Here is a 15,926-nt window from a genome sequence, read left to right as displayed (position 1 = left end):
CGCACACCGGACATCTCCGGCCCGAGACGCGGAGCATAATCGGCTCCCCCGGGGAGGACAAGAATCGCGCAGAAAATGATGTCTACGGGGAATATTTTTGCACGTCCCGGAAGAGTTCGGCCATCTCGGCAGGCCGGTGGGGCGGCGGCAGGACCGCACGCACACGGGCCTCGGGGCCGACGAGGAAGACCCCGGCGGAATGGTCGACGGTGTAGTCGGCTCCCTCGCCCAGCCGGTAATGGGCGCCGGCAGCGGCCACCAGGCGGTCGATCCCGGCCCGCGTGCCGGTATAGCCCTGCAGTCGCTCGTGGAAGTAATCGGTGTATTCGGCCAGCTGCGCCGGGTCGTCCCGGGCCGGGTCCACGGAGACGAACAGGTAGCCGGCCTCCCCGGCCGGCAGGAGGTCGGCGAGTTCGCCGAGCCGGGCCAGGGTGGGCGGGCACACGTCGGGGCAGTGGGTATAACCGAAGTAGACGAAGTGCCACTGGCCCAGGAGATCTTCCCGCTCCAGGGCCTCGCCCTCTCCGTTCCCCAGCCGGAAGGTGGGTAGGGGGCAGGGCTCGTTCAGGGCGATACCTCGGAGCTCCGCCGGAGTCCCGCCAGCGGTCCACCACAGGGCCCCGGCCCCCATCAGGGCGAGGGCCGGAACCAGGGGCGGCAGGAGGCGGGACCATCGCACGGGCGGTGTCGTCCTTATGGCGAAAGGCTGTAATTGTGCTAGCGTAAAGACCACCCGTGCCAGGGGGCATCGCCGGATACGGCTCCCGCAATGCCCCGCTGACCCCATTGCAGTCCTCTCAAGGAGCTCTTCCATGAAGAACTGGGTCTACAAGGTCAACGGGACGCGCGTCCTGGACCTCAACCCTGTCGTGTTCCTCACCTCGTCGCTGATCATCGCCAGCTTCGTGATCCTGAGCTTCATCAAGCTCGACACCATGTCGGCCATCTTCGAGGCCACGCAGCAGTGGATCACCAACAAGACCGGCTGGTTCTTCGTCCTGGCCATCAACGCCATCCTGGCCTACGTGGTCTATCTCGCCTTCTCGCGCTTTTCCCACATCCGCCTGGGCGGGGACGATGCCAAGCCGGAGTTCAGCTACGCCGGCTGGTTCGCCATGCTCTTCTCCGCCGGCATGGGCATCGGGCTGCTCTTCTACGCCGTGGCCGAGCCCATGTACCACTTCATCACGCCGCCCCACGGCGCCGAGCCGGGCACCGTCCAGGCGGCGGAAGATGCCATGATGACCACCTTCCTCCACTGGGGGCTGCACCCCTGGGCGGTCTACACCCTGGTGGGGCTGGCGCTGGCCTTCTTTACCTTCAACCTGAAGCAGCCGCTGTCGGTCCGCACGATCTTCTACCCCCTGCTGGGGGATCGGATCTACGGCTTCTGGGGCCACCTCATCGACATCATCGCCACCGTGGCGACGCTGTTCGGCGTGGCGACCTCCCTGGGCCTGGGCGTCTCCCAGGTCAACGGCGGGCTGAATTTCCTCTTCGGTGTCCCCGAGGGGCCGGCGGTCCAGATGGGGCTTATCGCCATCATTACCGTCATGGCCACGATCTCCGTGGTGGCGGGACTGGACCACGGCATCCGGCGGCTGTCGGAGATCAACATGGTCGCCGCTGGCCTGCTGCTGCTCTTCGTAGTGGTCCTGGGCCCGACCCTGTTCATCCTCAACGGCTTCGTGGAGAACGTCGGTAACTACCTCAACGACTTCTTCCGCCTGGCCTTCTGGAACGAGACCTACTCCGCCGGGGAGTGGCAGAACGCCTGGACCATCTTCTACTGGGGCTGGTGGATCGCCTGGTCTCCCTTCGTGGGCATGTTCATCGCCCGTGTCTCCAAGGGGCGGACCATCCGGGAGTTCGTCCTCGGCGTGCTGCTGGTGCCGACGACCCTGACCTTCATCTGGCTCTCCATCTTCGGGGACGCCGCCATGTACTTCGAGATGATCGCCGACAAGGGTATGGCCCAGGCGGTGCAGGACAACCTGACCACCTCCCTGTTCGTCTTCCTGGACATGCTCCCCTTCACGGTGCTTACCGGCAGTCTGGCCGCGGCCATCGCTGCCGCGGCCGGGGTGGTGGCGACGCTGATCATCATCACCTTCTTCGTCACCTCCTCGGACTCCGGCTCCCTGGTCATCGACATGATTACCGCCGGCGGCAAGACCGAGCCGCCGGTGGCCCAGCGGATCTTCTGGGCGGTGACCGAGGGCGTGGTCGCCGCTTCCCTGCTGGTGGCCGGTGGCCTCGGCGCCCTGCAGACCGCCGCCATCAGTACCGGCCTGCCCTTCGCGGTGCTCCTGCTGCTGCTCACCTGGAGCCTGCACAAGGGGCTGGCCAGCTACGTCGACCGCGGCGAGATGCCGGTCCCGCTGCAGCGTCGTCGCAAGGCGGGCTGAGCCCCCTGTGACCGGCTCCCTCGTGCGGGGCCGGTTCGGTAACGGGGGTGCTGGGGGGAGGGCTTCCCCTAGCGTACCTGTCCGTCGGCGACCTCGACCCGGTTGCGGCCAGTCTCCTTGGCGGCATACAGGGCGTCATCGGCCCGACGGATGAGCCGCTTGGGGGTATCACCCGGGGCCCGCTCCGCCACGCCGAAGCTGGCGGTGACGGGATCGCTCAGGCCGAAGTCCTGGGCGGCCACGGCGGCGCGCAGCTTCTCCGCCAGGGCGGCGGCCTCGGCGGCGCCCACCTGGGGGGCGAGGACCAGGAACTCCTCCCCGCCCCAGCGGGCCAGGGCGTCGCTGCGACGAAGCTGGTTATTGACGCAGTCGGCGAGGGTCCGGAGGACGTCATCACCGGCCTCGTGGCCGTGGGTATCGTTCACCGCCTTGAAGTGGTCGATGTCGAACATGACCAGGGAAAGGGGGTTGTCGTAGCGCAGACTACGCTCCAGCTCGGCCTCCAGGGTCTGTTCGAAGCGCAGGCGATTGGCCAGGCCGGTAAGCGGGTCGGTGACCGCCATCTCCCGTAGCTGGCGCTCCATCTCCACGCGCTCGGTGACGTCCTTGCCGGAAGAGACGTAGGCGCGGATCCGGCCGGTCTCGTCCTGGACCGGGGTGATGGTCGTCTCTTCGAAGAAGAGTTCTCCATTGCGCTTGCGGTTGGTGAAGGTGGCGCGAAAGGGCTGGCCGGCCTGGATGGTCTCCCACAGCTCCCGATAGAACTCGGCATCGTGTTCGCCGGATTTCATCAGGGAGGGTTGGCGGCCGATGGCCTCGTCCCGGCCGTAGCCGGTGTAGTTCTCGAAGGCGCGATTGACGTAGCGGATGGTGCCGTCGGGTTCGGTGATCATGACCGAGTCGGCGGTCTGCTCCAGCGCCGTGGAGAGCTGCTGGCGCTGACGTCGCTCCTGCCACTTTTCCGTGGTCTCGTTCTGGAAGGAGACATAGTAGGCGGGCTTGCCGCTGTCGTCGGTGTGGACCGGGGAGATGGTCCATTCCACCGTGTAGGGGATGCCATCCTTGCGGTAGTTTACGGTCTCCCCCTGGAAGGATTCGCCAGCGGCCAGGGCGCGGCGCAGCTCCTGGATCACCGCGGGCTCGGTCTCCGGCCCCTGCAGGATCCGGGGGGAGGAGCCACGCAGTTCGGCCATGGTGTAACCGGTCATCTCCAGTAAGCGTCGGTTGGCCCAGAGGATCCGGGGGCCGGGCGCCTGGAGTTCGGCATCGGTGATGACCACGCCCAGGAAGGTCTGCTCCAGGGCCACCGTCAGAAGCCCCGCCATCTCGCGGTCGTGGAGCGGGTGGTCCGGATCGAGTTCCATGATCTCCCCCTGGGCGTAGCAGGACCCGACAGGGCCCGGGTTATTGTAGGCGAAGGCCATTCCCTCCGCACCCTCGGCTTTACCCCGTCCCGGTGGTGTATTAGGTTGCTCTCACGAACAGGTGGGAGGGTGAAGATGGAGGCGGAGCAGTTCTTCCGGTCGCTGGGGGACGGGACCCGGTTGCGGTGCCTGATGCTGCTCCAGGCGGAGGGGGAACTCTGCGTCTGCGAGCTGACCCACGCCCTGGACCTGCCCCAGCCCCGGATCTCACGGCACCTGGGCCATCTGCGCAGCGCCGGGGTGGTCCAGGACCGGCGCGACGGCTACTGGGTCCACTACCGCCTCCACCCCGATCTGCCCGAGTGGGCCCGGGCCGTGCTGGCGGCTACGGCCGATGGCCTCCTCCACCGCGAGCCCTGGGCGGCCGACGCCGCCCGCCTGGCCGCCATGCCCAATCGACCGGCCAACAGCTGCTGTGCCTGAGACCATGGCGACCTTCAGCGAGCGTTTCGACGGCGCCTTCTCCGGGATCCTGCGCTGGCACCAGCTGGATGCCTTCTGGGAGCGGCTGCGCGGCGATGCCGAAGGCTGGTACGTCTACCAGATCGGCGAGGGCGTGCCCGAGGAGCCGCTGCCGGCCGGGGAGCTGATCCCCTTTATCGAGGAACTCGACGCCCTCCTGCGCCGGGAGCACGACGAGGACTTCTGCGGCATCGTCTACGTCGACGAGCCCACCGACCCCGCCCTCATCAAGGTCTACGACCCCAACAACCTCGGTGCCTCCTGCGGCAGCAGCGGCAAGCGCATCCCCCCGCGCTGGGTGATCACCCGGATCCCGCCGGAGCCGGTGGCCGACGATGCCCCGGTCCCCGGCAACCGCCGCCGCTGGTGGCAGCGGCTCATGGGGCGCGGCTGAGCACTCCGGGGTAGAGCCCTAGCGACGGCCCTTGCGCGCCGTCTCGACCCAGGTACGGATCCGGCCGGCGATCTCGTTGTAGACGCGCCGGAAGACGGCCAGCCGGGCGGCCTCGTCCCCGCTGGCCGCAGCCGGATCCTCGAAGCCCCAATGGATCCGCTCGGCATCCCCCGGAAAGGTCGGGCAGTTATCCCGCGCCCGGTCGCAGACCGTGATGATGTAGTCGAACGCCTCCCCCGTGTACTGCTCCAGTGGCTCGCTGCGGAGCCCGTCGGTGGCGACCCCGCACTCCTCCAGCATGCGCAGGGTCAGCGGATGGACCCCCTGGGGGTCGGTGCCGGCGCTGCGGACCTCGAAGTCGGCGCCGCCGTACCGGCGCAGCAGGGCCTCGGCCATCTGCGAGCGGGCGGAGTTGCCGGTACACAGGAAGAGGACACGGACGGGGCTGGTCATGGAGGACTCCGTTTGCGTATATGGGTTAGCGAATATACACTCTTCGACATATCGGGTTAACCGAATATAAAAGGCTCCCACAGGAGTGATGACAATCCCGTGACGGGAAGGAGGAACCCATGAGCCGTTTCCACGTCCATGTCGCCGTCGCCGATCTCGGCGAGGGGATCGCGTTCTACAACGCCCTCTTCGGTACCGAGCCCTCCGTGCAGAAGGAGGACTACGCCAAGTGGGAGCTCACCGACCCGGCGGTGAACTTCGCCATCTCGGCCCGGGGGCGCGAGCCGGGGGTCGACCATCTCGGCTTCCAGGCGGCGGATGAAGCGGAGCAGACCCACCTGGCCGAGCGGGCCCGGACCGCCGATGCCGCCGGCCTCGCCGAGGTCGGGACCACCTGCTGCTATGCTGTCTCCGACAAGTACTGGGCCACGGATCCGGCAGGGGTGGCGTGGGAGACCTTCCACTCCCTGGGCGAGGCACAGCTCTTTCACGACCCCGCCAGCAGCTGCTGCACACCGGCCGCGGAAGAGCCGGCGAGCACCGGCTGCTGCGGCTGACTCCCGATCCCTCCGCGAGGACCGGACCATGCGCCACGATTCGACCACCGCGGTGCCCGATGTCGCCGAAGGCATGGGCCCCTTCGAGCGCTACCTCTCCCTCTGGGTGGCCCTGGCCATCGTTGCCGGCGTGGCCCTGGGCCAGCTCGCCCCGGCGGTGCCCGAGGCGCTCTCGCGCCTGGAGTATGCCCAGGTATCGATCCCGGTGGCCCTCCTCATCTGGGCGATGATCTTCCCCATGATGGTCCAGATCGACTTTGCCTCCATCCTGGGGGTGCGGCGACAGCCCCGGGGCCTGGTCATTACCACCGCGGTGAACTGGCTCATCAAGCCCTTCACCATGTTCGCCATCGCCTGGCTCTTCCTTATCGTGATCTTCGCCCCGCTCATCCCCGCCGACCTGGCGCGGGAGTACCTGGCCGGGGCCATCCTGCTGGGGGCGGCGCCGTGCACGGCGATGGTCTTCGTCTGGAGCTATCTCACCCGGGGGGATCCGGCCTATACCCTGGTGCAGGTCTCGCTCAACGACCTCATCCTGCTGGTCGCCTTCGCCCCCATCGTCGTCTTCCTGCTGGGGATCTCGGACATCACCGTCCCCTGGGATACGGTGGCCCTGTCGGTGGTGCTCTACATCGTCATTCCGCTGGCCGCCGGCTATGTCACCCGGGTCGCCCTCATCCGGCGCAAGGGCCAGGCCTGGTTCGAGCACACCTTCCTGCCGCGGCTGGGCCACATCACGCCCGCCGGGCTCATCCTCACCCTGGTGCTGCTCTTCGCCTTCCAGGGCGAGGTGATCCTCAATCACCCGCTGCACATCGCGCTCATCGCGGTGCCGCTCATCCTCCAGACCTTCCTGATCTTCTTCATCGCCTACGGCTGGGCGTACGCCTGGCGGGTGCCCCATGCGGTGGCCGCCCCGGGGGCGCTCATCGGCGCCAGCAACTTCTTCGAGCTGGCGGTGGCCGCCGCCATCGCCCTGTTCGGCCTGCAGTCGGGCGCGGCGCTGGCCACGGTGGTGGGCGTCCTGGTGGAGGTCCCGCTGATGCTCGCGCTGGTGAAGATCGCCAACCGTACCCGAGGCCGCTTCCCGGAGGCACAACAGCCATGAACATCCTCTTTCTCTGCACCGGCAACTCCTGTCGCAGCCAGATGGCGGAGGGCTGGGGGCGACACCTGGCGAACCCCGGCCTGGCCTTCGACTCCGCCGGCATCGAGGCCCACGGCCAGAACCCGCGCGCCATCGCCGTCATGGAGGAGGCCGGGATGGACATCCGCGACCAGCACTCCACCCGCCTGAGCAGTGCCCTCCTGGACTGGGCGGACCGGGTGGTCACCGTCTGCGGCCACGCCGACGAGAACTGCCCCGTCCTGCCGCCGGGAACGGAACGGGAGCACTGGCCCCTGGAGGATCCGGCCCGGGCCACCGGCAGCGAGGAGGCGATCATGGCGACCTTCCGCGCCACCCGGGACGAGGTGGAGGAGCGGGTCCGGGCGCTGGTGGCCCGACTGACCGCAACCAACGACGCAACGGGAGGCTGATCATGTTCAAGGCGCTGGGCGACTGGTTCGCCTACGACCTGCTGGGGCTCGCCGCCGAGGGCTCCCTGGGCCCGGCGGTCCAGTTCTTCGTCATGGATACCACCAAGATCTTCGTGATGCTGGTGGTGGTCATCTACATCATGGGCCTGCTCCGGGCGATGATCAGCCCGGAACGGGTGCGCAACTACGTCAGCGGCAAGCCCAAGTGGGCGGCGCGCACCTCCGCGGTGGGTCTGGGGGCGGTGACGCCCTTCTGCTCCTGCTCCTCGGTGCCGCTGTTCATCGGCTTCGTGGAGGCGGGGATCCCGCTGGGGGTGACCTTCTCCTTCCTCATCGCCAGCCCCATGATCAACGAGGTGGCGGTGGTCCTGCTGGTGGGGATCCTCGGCTGGGAGCTCACCGCCATGTACGTGGCCGCCGGCCTGGTGGTCGCCTACGTGGGCGGCTGGGTCATGGAGCGCTTCCGCCCCGAGCGCTGGGTGGAGGACTACGTCTGGAAGATCCAGATGGGCGAGACCGCCGAACCCGAGGCCGATACCAGCCTGGCCGGTCGCCACCGCTTCGCCGTGGGCGAGGTGCGCGAGATCGTCGGCCGGATCTGGAAGTGGGTGGTCGCCGGTATCGCCCTGGGGGCCGCCTTCCACGGCTTCGTCCCCGAGCAGTGGGTGACCACCTACCTCGCCGGCGGCCAGTGGTGGACCGTCCCCGGGGCCGTGCTGCTGGGCGTGCCCCTCTACGCCAACGCCACCGGCGTCATCCCCGTGGCCGAGGCCATGCTGGGCAAGGGCGTGGCCGTGGGTACGGTACTGGCCCTGATGATGTCCATCGCCGCCCTCTCCCTGCCGGAGATGCTCATCCTGCGCAAGGTCATCCACTGGAAGGCCCTGGCCCTCTACGCCGCCGTGCTGGCGGTGGCCTTCATGCTGGTGGGCTGGCTGTTCAATCTCTTCGCCTGAAACGGCGTTTCGAACCCGAGGAGGACCGCATGACCGACAAGCCGAATCTCCACCCCTCCATCGTCTCCATGGTGTCCCTGGGGGCCTCCATCGCCGCCAACCACCCCTCCATGGGGCTGTGCCAGGTATCCAAGCTGCGCGAGCTGGGGATCCCGGAGCACCAGATCGACACCGTCATCGAGGTGGCCCGCCACATCCGGGACGAGGCCGGCGACAAGCTGGATGCCGCCTTCGATGCCGAGGCCGGCACCCCGGCGGCCGAGGCCACGACCGGCTCCGAGGCCGGCGGTTGTTGCGGTCCCGCCGAACCGGAGCCCGAGCCGGCCGCAGATAGCGAGGGCGGCTGCTGCGGTACCACCGCCAGTGGCCAGTCCTGCTGCTGAACTCATCTTTTACGGAGGTAACGGACCATGAAGAACATCAAGGTACTGGGTACCGGCTGCGCCAACTGCCAGCGCACCGCGGAACTCATCGAGAAGGTCGCCGGCGAGCAGGGGGCGGCGATCGAGCTGGAGAAGGTCGAGGACATCGGCGACATCATGAGCTGGGGGGTGATGTCCACGCCCGGCGTGGTGGTGGACGGCCAGGTCGTCCACAGCGGCGGCGTGCCCGACCACAAGACGGTGGCCGGCTGGCTCTCCTGAACCCCGATAACGCGAGGTATCCAGTATGTCCCCGAGAAACCTGGTACTGGCCGGAGTGGCCCTGACGATGGCCGCCTGTGCCGCCCCCGAACGCGACACGCCCGAGCAGGTGGGGCCGCTGAACATCGAGGCGGCAGGTGACGGCGTCTACGCCCTCATCGGCCCCACTGAGCCGCGCACCGAGGAGAATCTCGCCCTCAACGCCAACTACGGGGTGGTGGTCACCGACGCGGGTGCCGTCCTCATCGACAGCGGGGCCGCCCCGGTGGCCGCCGAGACCCTGCACCGCGCCGTGCGGGCGGTCACCGACGAGCCGGTGAAGTGGGTCATCAATACCGGTAGCCAGGACCACCGCTGGCTGGGCAACGGCTACTTCGCCGAGCGCGGGGCCGAGATCATCGCCCTGGAGCAGACCGTGGCGACCCAGCAGGACTTCGCCGACCGTCACCTGCCGCGGCTGGAGCGGGTCCTGGGCGAAGAGGCCGCCGCGGCCATCGAGCCGGTCCACGCCGATGAACCCGCCAGCGGCGACCGCCACCGGGTGGAGCTGGGTGGGCGCACCCTGGAGCTGCGCTACTTCGGCGATGCCCACTTCCCCGGCGATGCCGTGGTCTGGCTGCCGGAGGAGGAGGTGCTCTTCACCGGGGACATGGTTTACGTCGACCGCCTCCTGGGCGTCCACCCCTGGAGCGATGTCGCTGCCTGGCAGGAGGCCTATCACGAGGCCATGGAGACCCTGGCACCGAAGACCATCGTCCCCGGCCACGGCGGCGTCAGCGATCCGGCCAAGGTCCGCGCCGAGACCGGCGACTACCTCGACTTCCTGGTGGAGAACGTCGGTGCGGACGCCCGGGCGTGGGACCCCATCAACGAGGTCATGGACCGCTACCGCGAGGCCCCGGCCTTCGAGCACCTGCGCCACTTCGACGACTGGCACCCCACCAACATGAACCGGACCTATCTCCAGTTCGAGGGGTGACCCCATGGACCGGCGCGGATGGTTCGCGGCGCTGTGCCTGACACTGGCGCTGGTCGGTTGTCGGGGGGAGGAGGCGCCGGTTGCCGAGTCCGCGGGGGCGGAGCCGCCGCTGACCTTCGCCGTCCTGCCCTACACCTCGCCGAGCCGCATCGCCCAGCGCTTCCAGCCCCTGGCGGCCTATCTGGAGGCGGGGCTGGGGCGGCGGGTGGAGCTCCACGTCAGCCGCGACTACGCCGAGCCCCTGCGCATGCTGGCCGAGGGGCGAGCGGACCTGGCCTACCTGGGGGCCACCGGCCTCATCCGGCTGGAGCGGCGGTATCCGGATGGTGGCGGATTCCGCCCACTGGCGGCCGAGGCCGGTTACCGGGCGGCCGTCGTGGTCCGGCGGGACAGCCCTCACGAGGCACTCACCGACCTCGGGGATGAGACCTTCGCCTTCGGCGCCTATCGCTCGCTCTCCAGCCACTACGCCCCGCGCCGCCTGCTGGCGGACGCGGGTGTACACCTGGCCGACCTCGCCGATTACGAGTTCCTCCATCGCCAGGGGAGGGTGGCTCGCTCAGTGATCCACGGTGACTACGCCGCTGGCGCCGTAAACGCGGCCCTGGCGGCGCGTTTCACTGAAGAGGGGGGTGAGCTGCGGGTCCTGGCGGAGTCGGGGCCGCTACCCCCGCCGGCGGTGGTGGCCGGTCCGGCCCTGTCCCGGGGGCAGGCCGAGCGTGTGGCCCGCCTCCTGCGGGAGCCTCTGGCCGGCGGCCGGATTCCCGCCTACGTCCCCCACTTCCGGGCGCCGGACGCGGACCTCATGGAAGTGGGGCGTGACCACCTGCGAGCGGTGGAACGGCCCTGTTCGGGGGAGGGTGAACCGTGATCCCCTATCCGCGGACCCTCTCCTCCATGGTCACCGTCTACGCCGGCGGGGGCATGCTGGTCCTGGTCCTGTTGGTGGGGTTGGTCTTCTTTCAGGTGGTGGCTGGTCTCCAGGCGGAGACCCTGCGCGACCATGCGCGCATGCTCGCCCGCCAGACTGCCAGCGTGACTCTGGATGCCGTGATGATCCACGATTACGGTACCGTGGAGCGCCTGGCCCGGGACCTGGTCGCCGAGGAGAGTATCCCGGCCGTCCGTATCCGGGACGCCGCGGGGCGGGAGCTGGCCGCTGCCGGCGATTGGCCGGAGGCGGCGGTGGAGGTGACCGAGCCCATCCGCCTCCTGGGCCGGGACTACGGCGAGGTGGAGTTGGCCCACGCCCCGCCGGCGCTGACGCCCGTCCTGCTGACTTCGCTGCTCATCGGCCTGGGCGGCATGGCACTGCTCTCGGGGGGGCTGTTCCTCCTCCTGCGCCGCCTCTTCCGCCATCGGCTCATCCGGCCGGTGGGGGAACTGGTGGGCCACATGAATCCCACCACGCCTCCGCCGCCCCTGCCCGAAGGCCGGGTGCCACGGGAGGTGGCCCTCATCCGCAACCGGCTGGCGGAGATGACCACCGAGGTCCGCAGCCAGCTCACGGCCCTCTCCCGGGCCAATGCCCGGACCGAGCGGGCCACCGCGCGGGCCTGCCAGGAGCAACGGCTGGCGGCCGTGGGGCAGCTCGCCGCCGGCCTGGCCCACGGTCTCAACACCCCCCTGGGCAATATCCGTGGCTATGCCCAGATGGCGCGGGAGGGGGGCGAGGCGGAACGGCTCGAGGCCCTGGATGTCATCGAGCGCCAGGCGGGACTCTGTGCCGGCGTGGTGGAGAACCTCATGACCATGGCTCATCCTGAGGGTGAGGCCCGGGAAGTGGAGCTGGGGGGGTGGCTGGAGGGGCTGGCCGGCATGCTGGGGCCGGTGGCCCGTCGCCAGGGCGGGGCCAGTGTCGAGGTCGCGGGCGAGGGCACCGGTGCGATCACCGTGGATACGGCGGCCCTGGAGCACATCCTCTTCAACCTGGTCTCCAACGCCGAGGATGCCGGGGCGAGCCGGGTGCGCGTGGCCGTCGACGAGGCCGACGAGGCGGAGGTGGCCATCGCCGTGATCGACGACGGTCCGGGGATACCGGAGGGGCTCCGGGAGCGCCTCTTCGATCCCTTCGCCACCACCAAGCGCGCCGGCGAGGGGACCGGCCTGGGCCTCTACGTCAGCCGCAATCTTGCCGATAGCCTGGGCGGCCGCCTGGAGCTGGCGGCCACTTCATCGTCGGGGACCCGGTTTCGCCTGATCCTGCCACGGGGGGCACCGACCACCGCCTGCACCCCGGAGGAGAGATGACACCGCGCCTGCTCATTGCCGAGGACGATGCCGACATGGGGCGGATGCTGGCCCGGCTGGCCGAGCAGGCCGGCTTTGCAGTCACCCTGGTGGCCGACGGGGCCGCCGCCCGGGCCCACCTCGCCGAGACCGATGCGGTGGCCACCGACCTCTGCATGCCGGGGGGCGACGGCATGGGGCTGCTGGAGCGGATCCGGGCCGCCCGACCCGACCTCCCGGTGATGATGATCACTGGTTACGCTACCGCGGAGAGCGCCATCCAGGCCTTCCGGGGTGGTGTGCGGGACATCATCACCAAGCCCTTCGACGCCGGAGACCTGCGTGCCCGGCTGGCCAACCTCGCCGCCGAGTTGGGCCACCACGAGCGCATGGCCGCCGACGATGCTCGCCCGGAGGGACTGGAGACGCCGGGGCTAGCCCCGGTGCGCGAACTGCTGGAGAAGGCGGCGGAGACCGAGATCCCCGTTCTCCTGGAAGGGGAGACCGGTACCGGCAAGGGCGTGGCGGCGCAGTGGCTCCACCAGCGCAGCGCCCGTGCACAGGGGCCCTTCGAGGCGGTGAACTGCGCCGGCATCGCCGACAGCCTGGTGACCAGCGAGCTCTTCGGCCATGAAAAGGGCGCCTTCACCGGCGCCGGGGAGGGGCGCCGCGGCCTGTTGGAGGCGGCTGCCGGTGGCACTCTGATGCTGGACGAGATCAACAGCGCCGCCGCCGAGGTCCAGACCGGGCTGCTGGACTTCCTGCAGCACCGGCGGGTGCGGCGCGTGGGCGGCAGTCGGGCGGTGGAGGTGGACACCCGCATCGTCGCTGCCACCAATCGCCCCCTCAGCGATGTCGTCGCCGACGGCGCCTTCCGCGCCGACCTCTATTACCGGCTCAATGTCTTCCCGGTCACCATCCCGCCGTTGCGCCAGCGGCGGGAGGATATCCTCCCCCTGGCCGAGGGCTTCCTCCGCGCCGCCGGCCAGGAGTTGGGGCGCGCCTTCATCGGCTTCACCCCCGACGCCATGGAGCGGCTTCAGGCCCACGCCTGGCCGGGGAATGTCCGCGAACTGGAGAATGCCGTCCGTCGGGCGGCCGTCCTCACCCGCGAGGGTGCCGTGGCGGTCGGGGCCCTGCCCGAGACGGTGGGGGCAGGTGCGCCGCGATCGGCTGCTCCGGCTCTCCCCGCCGAGGATGCCACCCTGGCGGAGGTGGAGGCCTTCTGGATCCGCCAGACCCTGGAGCGCTGCGGTGGTAACAAGAGCGAGGCCGCCCGGCGGCTGGACATTGACCCCTCCACTCTCCATCGCAAGCTCCGCTCCCTCGGCGACGACCCGGTCCCCACCTGAGAACCCTTGCATCCTGCCAGGGTCTTGCAGATCGCTAGGCCCGGACTGCCGCCGGTCGGTTGGGCGGGGACCTTGAATCAACTAGTTACGCGTATGCGGATCCTGGCATGTTCTTCGCTCGGGGAAGGGCGACCGCGGTTTCCGCGGATAACGATACAAGGGATGAGAGGAGTCCAAACATGCAGAAACACGTCATCGCCACCGGTTGCCTCCTGGCCTTCGCCGCCGCCCCCGCCGCCGCCGCCGAAATCAGTTGGGGCGGCGTGGTCAACGCCGAGGTCGCCAGCGTAAGTGGCGACGGTTACGGGGGAAACGAAGGTCTCATGGTCACCGATGCCATGCGCCGGGATGGCAAGTACGGCGGTAACGAGACCTGGCTGGGGGTCAAGGGGAGCCACGACCTCGGGAACGGCTACTCGGCCATTGCCCGGGCGCGGCTCAAGGTGCGGCCCGGCAACTGGGGCTTCAACAAGGGCTCGAAGTACCTCTCCGACACCGGCGATCCCCAGGGGCCCTCGCCCGAAACGTCCGGCGCCAACAACGACAGCCTCTTCAGTGGTCGTGATGCCTTCGCCGGTATCAAGGGCCCGTTCGGCTCCGTGACCATCGGCACCATGTCCTCCCCCTACAAGTCCACCACCGTGAAGTGGGACCCCCTCAAGGGGACCTTCATGCAGGCCCGCGGGCAGGGCGGCATGAGCCGCGCCCAGAACTCCTACCTGCCCAATACCATCGCCTACGGCAACAATTTTGGTGGGGCCAAGGTGAAGGTCTCCATGACCATGGACGAGAGCGAAGATCCGGATAATGCCGGGGAGGCCAACGGCGAGCACGGCTACTCCTTTGGCACCACCATCCCGCTGGCCGACGGCACCGACCTGGCCATCGGCTACCAGGACCTGGGGGACAATATGGACTTCGCCGGCGAGGGGGCGAGCAGCGCCAAGGTGGCTGTGCGCCACCAGAGCGGCAGCCTGACCCTCGTGGGGCAATACGAGTCCACCGAGAATTTCGCCACCAATTACGACAACGCCGCGGACTTCGTCTATACCAGCGCCACCTGGGCCTTCAGCGATCGCAACGAGGTCATCCTCAGCCTCGCCGGCAACGACGACACCTATGACAACAATACGGATGCCAGCGGCACCTACTCCGCCCTGGCCTGGAAGCACCACTTCTCCAGCAAGGCCCGCTTCCATGGCGGCGTCATCCGCTCCACCTCCAAGGACCTGGACGACTATACCGGCATCGGTGGCGGCTTCCGCGTGAAGTTCTAGTCCGTCCTGTCGTCGGAGTAATGCGGTCCCTGCGGGGGCCGCAGGGAGTCACCTGCGGAAGAGGAGTGCCCCATGGCGCCCTGGAGACATCTGTTGAACAAGGTCCTGCCGGCTGCCCTTTGCCTGGGGCTGGTCGGCCCGGCCTTCGCGGCCAAGCCGGACTTCATCGTCGATGCCGGCTGGCTGGAGCAGCATATCGACGATCCGAATACGGTCCTCCTGGAGGTCCGCTACCACCCCCATCGCTACTACACCGTGGGCCACATCCCCGGGGCGGTACAGGTCCAGCGCTTCAAGGACCTGGGGGACAACAGTGGCCTGCCGCTCATGCATCTCCCCTCCCGGGCGGCCTTCCAGGCAAGCCTGCGGGAGTGGGGCGTGGACGACGACTCCACCGTGGTCCTCTACGACGACTCGCGGACGGCCCTGGCCTCGCGGCTCTACTACCTCCTGGAACTCTACGGTTTCGACATGGAGCAGGTGAAGATGCTCGAGGGCGGGACGGTGGAGTGGACGGTCTTCAACAGCCTGAGCCAGGAGGCCCCCGAGGTGGAGCCGGGGGGTGTCACCCTGGATTCCCGGGACGAGTCCCTGGTGGTGGAGTGGACGGATGTCTACGACGATGTCGTCTCCCGCCGGGACGAGGACATCGTGCTCCTGGACGCCCGGCCCGAGGACCACTACAGCGGCGAGACCGTCGCTGGCGCCCCGCGGGGTGGGCATATCCCCGGGGCGGTGAACATCGTCAGCCTCGATGGTACCGATGGCCAGACCCAGACCTGGCACGATCTGCAGGAGCTGGAGGCCCTCTACGACGACCTGCCCCGGGAGAAGACCGTCTACGTCTACTGCCACGATGGCTTCCGCATGACCCTGGCCTTCATGCAGCTCAAGGCCCTGGGCTTCGAGGATGTCCGCCTCTACGACGGCGGCTGGTCCCACTGGGGGCGGGCGCTGTCGCTCCCGGTGGTGGAGGGGGGCGAGCCTTTCGACGATACCTTCGACCTCTAGCATTCGGCCGTCACGGTCGATTTTGACCCTTCGGGGTCCCTCCGGGGAACACACCCATCTCCCGTTCCCCTTTCCAGGGTGCCGGCTCGGCCGACACCCTGTTTTTTTGCGCGCCGGTCGTACACTGCCTGAAGGAGCGATAGCCGGGGCGATGGTCGGAAGGGGCCGTTTCCCGGCTTCCGCTATATTCGTGTGTGCCTAACGAGGTAGAATCCGGCGGAGATCCCCTCACTGGAGCGCC

18 protein-coding genes are annotated in these 15,926 nt (G+C 68.8%); 15 read left to right on the top strand and 3 right to left on the bottom strand.

The window, feature by feature from the left end; all coding sequences use genetic code 11:
* Positions 1 to 82: 82 nt before the first annotated feature.
* Positions 83 to 679, bottom strand: a complete 597-nt coding sequence (locus BM272_RS09480; protein ID WP_159433059.1) for an SCO family protein — start codon at positions 677 to 679, stop codon at positions 83 to 85.
* A 133-nt stretch (positions 680 to 812) separates the two neighbouring features.
* On the opposite strand from BM272_RS09480, the gene BM272_RS09475 reads away from it, so the two are divergent.
* Positions 813 to 2,408 (top strand): BCCT family transporter, encoded by a 1,596-nt coding sequence (locus BM272_RS09475; protein WP_093428545.1) that lies wholly within the window; start codon positions 813 to 815, stop codon positions 2,406 to 2,408.
* 68 nt (positions 2,409 to 2,476) lie between these two features.
* On the opposite strand, the gene BM272_RS09470 is transcribed toward BM272_RS09475, so the two are convergent.
* Positions 2,477 to 3,772 carry a sensor domain-containing diguanylate cyclase gene (locus BM272_RS09470; RefSeq protein ID WP_240308084.1) on the bottom strand — a complete coding sequence of 432 codons (1,296 nt, stop codon included), beginning with the start codon at positions 3,770 to 3,772 and terminating at the stop codon, positions 2,477 to 2,479.
* A 135-nt stretch (positions 3,773 to 3,907) separates the two neighbouring features.
* Here BM272_RS09470 and BM272_RS09465 point away from each other — a divergent pair, with 135 nt between their 5' ends.
* Together BM272_RS09465 and BM272_RS09460 are read left to right on the top strand one after the other, a co-directional pair.
* The gene (locus BM272_RS09465; protein ID WP_093428544.1) at positions 3,908 to 4,255 is read left to right on the top strand and encodes a metalloregulator ArsR/SmtB family transcription factor; all 348 of its coding nucleotides are present in this window, start codon (positions 3,908 to 3,910) and stop codon (positions 4,253 to 4,255) included.
* A 4-nt stretch (positions 4,256 to 4,259) separates the two neighbouring features.
* On the top strand, positions 4,260 to 4,688 hold the full coding sequence (locus BM272_RS09460) for a hypothetical protein (protein ID WP_093428543.1): 429 nt from the start codon (positions 4,260 to 4,262) through the stop codon (positions 4,686 to 4,688).
* An 18-nt stretch (positions 4,689 to 4,706) separates the two neighbouring features.
* Here the strand turns inward: BM272_RS09460 and BM272_RS09455 are convergent, their stop codons facing one another.
* Positions 4,707 to 5,141: an arsenate reductase ArsC gene (locus BM272_RS09455; RefSeq protein WP_093428542.1), complete on the bottom strand. Its 435-nt coding sequence runs from the start codon at positions 5,139 to 5,141 to the stop codon at positions 4,707 to 4,709.
* A gap of 119 nt (positions 5,142 to 5,260) precedes the next feature.
* Here BM272_RS09455 and BM272_RS09450 point away from each other — a divergent pair, with 119 nt between their 5' ends.
* From BM272_RS09450 to BM272_RS09395, 12 genes are all read left to right on the top strand, one after another.
* Positions 5,261 to 5,698, top strand: coding sequence for an ArsI/CadI family heavy metal resistance metalloenzyme (locus BM272_RS09450; RefSeq protein WP_093428541.1), 438 nt, complete (start codon positions 5,261 to 5,263; stop codon positions 5,696 to 5,698).
* A gap of 28 nt (positions 5,699 to 5,726) precedes the next feature.
* The gene (gene arsB / locus BM272_RS09445) at positions 5,727 to 6,806 is read left to right on the top strand and encodes an ACR3 family arsenite efflux transporter (protein ID WP_205407789.1); all 1,080 of its coding nucleotides are present in this window, start codon (positions 5,727 to 5,729) and stop codon (positions 6,804 to 6,806) included.
* Positions 6,803 to 7,237 carry an arsenate reductase ArsC gene (locus BM272_RS09440; RefSeq protein ID WP_093428540.1) on the top strand — a complete coding sequence of 145 codons (435 nt, stop codon included), beginning with the start codon at positions 6,803 to 6,805 and terminating at the stop codon, positions 7,235 to 7,237. Before arsB ends, BM272_RS09440 begins: the two co-directional genes overlap by 4 nt.
* Before the next feature lie 2 nt (positions 7,238 to 7,239).
* Entirely contained in the window at positions 7,240 to 8,193 is a 954-nt protein-coding gene (locus tag BM272_RS09435) for a permease (protein WP_093428539.1), read from the top strand.
* A 29-nt stretch (positions 8,194 to 8,222) separates the two neighbouring features.
* Positions 8,223 to 8,576, top strand: a complete 354-nt coding sequence (locus tag BM272_RS09430; protein WP_093428538.1) for a hypothetical protein — start codon at positions 8,223 to 8,225, stop codon at positions 8,574 to 8,576.
* Between the two features lie 27 nt (positions 8,577 to 8,603).
* Positions 8,604 to 8,837: a thioredoxin family protein gene (locus tag BM272_RS09425; RefSeq protein WP_093428537.1), complete on the top strand. Its 234-nt coding sequence runs from the start codon at positions 8,604 to 8,606 to the stop codon at positions 8,835 to 8,837.
* Positions 8,838 to 8,862: 25 nt separating this feature from the next.
* On the top strand, positions 8,863 to 9,816 hold the full coding sequence (locus BM272_RS09420) for an MBL fold metallo-hydrolase (protein ID WP_093428536.1): 954 nt from the start codon (positions 8,863 to 8,865) through the stop codon (positions 9,814 to 9,816).
* 4 nt (positions 9,817 to 9,820) lie between these two features.
* The gene (locus BM272_RS09415) at positions 9,821 to 10,687 is read left to right on the top strand and encodes a PhnD/SsuA/transferrin family substrate-binding protein (protein ID WP_093428535.1); all 867 of its coding nucleotides are present in this window, start codon (positions 9,821 to 9,823) and stop codon (positions 10,685 to 10,687) included.
* Positions 10,684 to 12,066: a sensor histidine kinase gene (locus tag BM272_RS14185; RefSeq protein ID WP_093428534.1), complete on the top strand. Its 1,383-nt coding sequence runs from the start codon at positions 10,684 to 10,686 to the stop codon at positions 12,064 to 12,066. Before BM272_RS09415 ends, BM272_RS14185 begins: the two co-directional genes overlap by 4 nt.
* Positions 12,063 to 13,397, top strand: a complete 1,335-nt coding sequence (locus tag BM272_RS09405; protein WP_093428533.1) for a sigma-54-dependent transcriptional regulator — start codon at positions 12,063 to 12,065, stop codon at positions 13,395 to 13,397. The genes BM272_RS14185 and BM272_RS09405 overlap by 4 nt, the downstream gene beginning before the upstream one ends.
* Before the next feature lie 179 nt (positions 13,398 to 13,576).
* Positions 13,577 to 14,674: a porin gene (locus BM272_RS09400; RefSeq protein ID WP_159433058.1), complete on the top strand. Its 1,098-nt coding sequence runs from the start codon at positions 13,577 to 13,579 to the stop codon at positions 14,672 to 14,674.
* 72 nt (positions 14,675 to 14,746) lie between these two features.
* On the top strand, positions 14,747 to 15,685 hold the full coding sequence (locus tag BM272_RS09395) for a sulfurtransferase (RefSeq protein ID WP_093428531.1): 939 nt from the start codon (positions 14,747 to 14,749) through the stop codon (positions 15,683 to 15,685).
* Positions 15,686 to 15,926 lie beyond the last annotated feature (241 nt).

This window comes from Thiohalospira halophila DSM 15071 (genome assembly GCF_900112605.1).
GTDB classification, from domain to species: Bacteria; Pseudomonadota; Gammaproteobacteria; order Thiohalospirales; family Thiohalospiraceae; genus Thiohalospira; species Thiohalospira halophila.
The sequence above is the reverse complement of the archived record's forward strand: the minus strand, read 5'-3'. Positions and strand labels throughout refer to the sequence as shown.